Consider the following 5,831-nt stretch of genomic DNA (forward strand, 5'->3'; position numbering starts at 1 on the left):
CTTATAGTAATATTACGATTTGAACTCGTATAAAATGCTTATAAATAAGTAAAATGTTATGGAATGGGGGATAATATGAAATATCCAAAGGCTTTGGAAAAAGGAGATACTATTGGGTTGATTGCACCAGCAGGACCATTAAGAGATATAAAAATTGAAGAAATAAAATATGAATTAAATAGATTGGGTTATAAAGTTAAAATAGGTAAGAGCTGCTATTTATCATATAAAGGATATTTAAGTGGAAAAGATGAAGAGAGGGCATTAGATTTGGAAAGGATGTTTTTAGATAAGGATGTAGACGCTATTATTTGCATTAGGGGAGGATATGGTTGTGCTAGGATTCTTAATTTAATAGACTTTACTATAATTAGAGATAATCCAAAGGTATTTGTGGGATTTTCTGATATTACAGCTCTTCATATAGCTATAAACCAGATTTCTAATTTGGTTACTTATCATGGAATCATGGCGGCAAGTATAAAAAAATGGGATGATTTTACTTATAGCTCATTGATAAAAGCATTAAATTTCAAAGAAGAATTATTAGTTGAAAATCCATCTAATGAAAAATTAATATCTTTATATGGCGGTTGTTGTGAAGGATCAATAACAGGAGGGAATTTATCTATAATTGTTTCAACCTTGGGGACTGAGTATGAGATAAATACTAAAAATAAAATACTATTTATTGAAGAAATAGGAGAATATACTTATAAAGTGGATAAAATGTTAAATCATCTACAGATGGCGGGGAAATTTAATGATTGCAATGGAATAATATTTGGTGAATTTACAAATTGTAAGAAAGCATTTCAAAATGATGAAGGAATTTTAGATATACTTAAAGAAATTGCCCAAAAAAATAAAAAACCAGCAATATATAATTTGAAATCTGGTCATTGTATACCTATGGTTACAATACCTTTAAATATGAGTTGTTATCTTAATTGTAATGAAAATCAAATAAAGATAAGAAAAATATAAGTTAAGGATAGTAAAACTATCCTTAAGAAGATTTATTTTGGGGAGTAACCAATAATAATAATATAGCGAAAACAAGAAATAGACGAAACGACAAAATAATCACCACATTTCTTTTTATATTATGTATATTTTAATAAGTGTGGTATAATTCTTATTAAGTATAATTTTGGCAGGAGGAATTAACATGTCTGATGATAGAATAATTGATTTTAACGAATTAAAGAATAAAGTGAAAGACAGTGATGTGGATAAATTTGAAAATTATATGTATGATTTATATTTCTCTGTAGCAAACGGAAGTATGACCATGTCTCAGTTTACATCTAAAATATATGAATATATGAGAGAAAATAATATATCTCAAGAAAAATTTATGAAGATGCAAAATAAATTAATGGAAAGATATGGTGTAGATCCAGCAGAATTAGATCAACAAATAAAAAACCTAGGATTAAACCCTAATAAACTAAGTTTTGATGACTTAAGTAAACTTAATCCTACAAATAATACACAAAGTACAATAAATACCGTAAATGAAAAAAAATATAATGATATAGATAAAAATTCTGATTTTTATAAGAAGTATAATAGTGATTTAGAAAATAAGGAATTAATAACAACTTTTTTAAAAGATGAAGTAAACGATATAAAAATAATTATTGAAAAAGAAAAGGTTATTCTAATTAGTGAAGGTTCTATAAACCTAGTGGATGCTCAATTAAATGAATTATTATTATCATATAAAAGTATGTATAATAATAAATTAAAAGTAATTATATGTGAAAATTGCAAAGAGTACGATTATTAAAAAATACACTTCATTAGAAGTGTATTTTTTACGTATAAGGAAATTAACATTAAATATTTACAGAAAATTTTAAATCTTATGGATTTATTAATAGAAGTGAAATACAATAGGGGTATAAAGGGGGAATGGAGGAGTAGAAAATGAAATTAAAAGTTGTTATAGGTATTTTATTATTGTTTTTCGCACTATTTCTAGGAATTAATGACGTTTATGTTTTTGGCATACCAACTATTTTAATTATTTCATGTTTATGTATAGCAGGTTTATTTTACACTGGATTTACAGAAATATTAGTAAACACTGAATGTGAAGATTGTACTTTAGGAATTATAAATATTTTTCTTGGCCTTGTATTGTTAAGTATGACACTTACTAACAATATAGTAGCTTAACTTGCAATTAAAATAAAAAGGTGTTATTTCACTTTAAAAAAGACACCTTTTTATTTTAATGAAACTATATTAAAATTTTTTTGACTACATTTATTCCGTTTTGAATCATACTATTTAAGAAAATAGTGTTTAAAAAATCACCACTATGAACCATATCTATATCATAAGTTTCAATTAAATTCATAGGAACTATAATATTTTTATCTAAATTATTTTGATTGAAGTATGTTTTTAGTGTCAGTACAAATTGATATACACAAATATCAGTGCAACATCCTACAACTATAAAATTATCTAAATTTTTATATTTTTCCATATCCATTACAAAGAATCCATTGGTAGAATTTTTTTCTAATATATCCATATTGTCTATAGACAGGATTTCTTCAACTACTTCACTTTCTTTATCTCCCCTTAAACAATGAGTAGGATAACTTTTCAGTTCTACAGCATCCTCATTATGAGTATCTGTAAAAGCTACTATTGTATTTATTTTAGAAGATACTGATTTTCCAAAATCAGCTATTGGCTTTATTATTTTTTCTACCCTTGGAGAAGATAGAGCACCTTCTTTAGCAAATCCATTATTCATATCTACTATAAATAATCCAGTTTTATTTAAATCATAGTCATTAATTTTAATTTCACATAGATTTTCTAAGTTGTTAACTAATGCTTTGTAATTATCTAATATTTTTTCCATTATAAAACCTCCCGATATAATATAAACTTATTTTATATTTACTGAGAGGTTATGTCAATACATGTGTATATACAGTTGGTTTTCTTAAAAGTAAAATTTAAATTAGATATATGTAATTTATTTCTTTATTGCAGGAAAAATATTAGGAAAATCCGTAAATATTCCATCGACCTTAAGTTTTAATAGTTTTTCATATTCTTCAATAGTGTTAACAGTATAACAAAGAATTTTAATATCTCTTCTATGGCATTTATTAATAAATTTTTTATCTGCAATAATATAATTAGGGCTTAAATAAGTAGAATTATTTTTTATAGCTTTACAAAATATCATATTTTTAAGTCTGTATTTATAAAGTCTTTCACTTATTAAATAAGACCTTGTTATTTTAGGACAAAGATCCTTTACTTTATTAAGACTTTTCATTCTAAAAGAAGATATAATAACTCTTCTTTCCATTTTTAATTCTTTTACTAAGTTTATTACATCTTCTTCCAAGTTTTTATATTTTATTTTATTATTTTTAAGCTCTATATTTATTATAAAGTCTGTTGGTTTAAATAATGTCAGGACCTCTTTTAGAGTAGGGATTTTACAGTCTTTGTTATTTTCATAATTTTTAAAATTGGAATTTAGAGACTGAAGCTCACTTAAAGTCATATCTTTAATATAACCAGTACCATTAAATGTACGATCAACTTTTTCATCATGAATAACGACAATCTGGTTATCTTTTGTTTTTTGAACGTCTAGCTCTATTCCATATATGTTTAAGTTAAGACATTTTTTAAAGGCCAACATGGTGTTTTCCGGGTAAAATCCACTGAGGCCTTTATGGGCGATTATTCTCATTATCTAAACCTCCAAACTAAATTTTAAGCAACGGGATAAGTCGAAGCAGAGCAAGGACTTAGACGTTGGCGCCATGATAATTTTAAGCAACGGGATAAGTCGAAGCAGAGCAAGGACTTAGACGTCACGAGATGAGCGAAGAAAATTTTATTTTTGATTAGCTATCTCTTCTGCCAAATTATTTAAATATTCCCATCTTTCATATTTATATTCTAATTCTTCTTCAAGTTTTGCTTTTTCGTCCATTATTTCTTGAAGTTTTGTAAAGTTAGTAGCAAACTTACTTGTACTTTCTTCAAGTTTTTCGATTTTTTCCTCTAAAGAAGCAATATCATCATCGATAGTATCAAATTCTCTTTGTTCATTAAATGAGAATTTAAGTTTTTTATCATTTTTTGGCTTTTCTTTTTTAACTTTTTGTTCCTTAGGAGTACTTTGAGTAAATTCTTCAAACTTTATATTCTCATTTTCTCTGTATACTAGATAGTCACTATAATTTCCTGTATATATATGAATTTTCCCTCTACCTTCATAAGCGAATATTTTATTACAAATTCTATCAAGGAAGTATCTATCGTGGGATACAGTTATAACTACACCCTTAAATTCATCTAAATAGTCCTCAAGACGATTTAAAGTTTCTATATCTAAGTCATTTGTAGGCTCGTCTAGCAAAAGAACATTAGGTGCAGACATTAAAATTCTAAGAAGATGCAATCTTCTTCTTTCCCCTCCAGATAGTTTTCTAATATAAGTATATTGCATAGTACCATCAAATAAGAATTTTTCACACATTTGAGAAGCAGTAATTTTGCTACCATCAGCAGTTGTAATATAATCACTTTCTTCTTTTATATAATCTATGGCTCTCATATCAGGGTGCATATGGGAATCATCTTGTGAGAAACAACCTATCTTAACTGTTTCACCTATTTCTATTTCACCACTATCTGGTTTGATTTTTCCGTCAAGTATATTTATTAAAGTTGATTTACCTAAACCATTTTTACCTATAATACCTATTCTGTCATGTCTAGCCAAAGTATATTCCAAATTATCTATTACTTTTTTATCATCAAAAGTTTTAGAGATATTGTGGATTTCGATGATTTTGTTTCCGAGTCTTGAAGATCCGACAGAGATGTCTAATTTTTCATCAATTACATTTTTATCTGCATTAACTAATTCATCAAATCTTTGGAGTCTTGCTTTTTGTTTAGTACTACGAGCCTGTGCGCCACGTCTAACCCATGCCAACTCTTTTCTAAGTAGGTTTTGACGTTTAAGTTCTGAAGATTGCTCTAAATCAAGTCTCTCAGCTTTTTTTTCTAAGAAAACAGAGTAGTTTCCTTCATAACTAAAAAGTCTGCCTTTATCTAATTCTAGAATTCTGTTAGTAACTCTATCTAAGAAATATCTATCATGAGTTATCATAAGTATTGAACCTTTGAATTTGTTTAAATATTCCTCTAACCAGTCTATAGTATCATTGTCTAGATGGTTGGTAGGTTCATCTAGAATCAATAATTCACAAGGAGTAATCAAAGCAGAAGCAAGAGAAACTCTTTTTCTCTGACCTCCAGATAGTTCCTTTATTTTTTGGTTAAAGTCTTTTATTCCCAATTTCATAAGAACAGTTTTTGCATCACTTTCCAAATCCCATAGATTTAAGTCATCCATTTTACTTTGAAGAGAAAGTAATTTAGTATTTAATTTTTCATCATAAGTATGATTTATTTTTTCTAATATATCTTGATACTCTCCTATTAACTTCATTTCAGCGGAAGTACCTTTAAATACTTGCTCAAGAACGGTTGCTTCTTCATCGTAATAAGGATTTTGTGGAAGATATTCAATTCGAACCTTATTAGCCTTGATTATGGTTCCACTTTCACTTTCCTCAACTCCAGCTATTATTTTTAATAAAGTAGATTTACCAGTCCCATTAACACCAATAAGTCCTATTTTTTCGCCTTCGTTTATACCTAGAGAAATATTATTTAATAGAGTTTTCTCTGAGTAGTTTTTATTTATATTTTCTAAGCTTATTAAATTCATTTCTATCACCTTTGTTTTTCTTGTTTATTAT

The 5,831-nt window shown here is 27.0% G+C and carries 6 protein-coding genes; 3 read left to right on the top strand and 3 right to left on the bottom strand.

Annotation, left to right across the window (positions count from 1 at the left end; all coding sequences use genetic code 11):
- Positions 1-75: 75 nt before the first annotated feature.
- The 3 genes from NSA58_RS14600 (at position 76) to NSA58_RS14610 (ending at position 2,187) form a co-directional block, all read left to right on the top strand.
- Positions 76-987: a S66 peptidase family protein gene (locus tag NSA58_RS14600; RefSeq protein WP_039681171.1), complete on the top strand. Its 912-nt coding sequence runs from the start codon at positions 76-78 to the stop codon at positions 985-987.
- 184 nt (positions 988-1,171) lie between these two features.
- The gene (locus tag NSA58_RS14605) at positions 1,172-1,795 is read left to right on the top strand and encodes a DUF3867 family protein (RefSeq protein WP_039681170.1); all 624 of its coding nucleotides are present in this window, start codon (positions 1,172-1,174) and stop codon (positions 1,793-1,795) included.
- 140 nt (positions 1,796-1,935) lie between these two features.
- Complete coding sequence (locus NSA58_RS14610; RefSeq protein WP_039681169.1) at positions 1,936-2,187, top strand: hypothetical protein; 252 nt, start codon at positions 1,936-1,938, stop codon at positions 2,185-2,187.
- A gap of 64 nt (positions 2,188-2,251) precedes the next feature.
- Here the strand turns inward: NSA58_RS14610 and NSA58_RS14615 are convergent, their stop codons facing one another.
- The 3 genes from NSA58_RS14615 to NSA58_RS14625 all read right to left on the bottom strand — a co-directional run bounded on the left by NSA58_RS14615 (position 2,252) and on the right by NSA58_RS14625 (position 5,800).
- Complete coding sequence (locus NSA58_RS14615; protein ID WP_039681168.1) at positions 2,252-2,890, bottom strand: isochorismatase family cysteine hydrolase; 639 nt, start codon at positions 2,888-2,890, stop codon at positions 2,252-2,254.
- 117 nt (positions 2,891-3,007) lie between these two features.
- Positions 3,008-3,742: a glycerophosphodiester phosphodiesterase gene (locus NSA58_RS14620; RefSeq protein WP_074078652.1), complete on the bottom strand. Its 735-nt coding sequence runs from the start codon at positions 3,740-3,742 to the stop codon at positions 3,008-3,010.
- Positions 3,743-3,889: 147 nt separating this feature from the next.
- A complete protein-coding gene (locus NSA58_RS14625) occupies positions 3,890-5,800 on the bottom strand; it encodes an ABC-F family ATP-binding cassette domain-containing protein (RefSeq protein ID WP_074429902.1) in 1,911 nt (636 codons plus the stop codon).
- Between the last annotated feature and the right edge of the window lie 31 nt (positions 5,801-5,831).

The sequence above is a fragment of the Terrisporobacter muris genome, from assembly GCF_024621905.1.
Lineage (GTDB): Bacteria > Bacillota > Clostridia > Peptostreptococcales > Peptostreptococcaceae > Terrisporobacter > Terrisporobacter muris.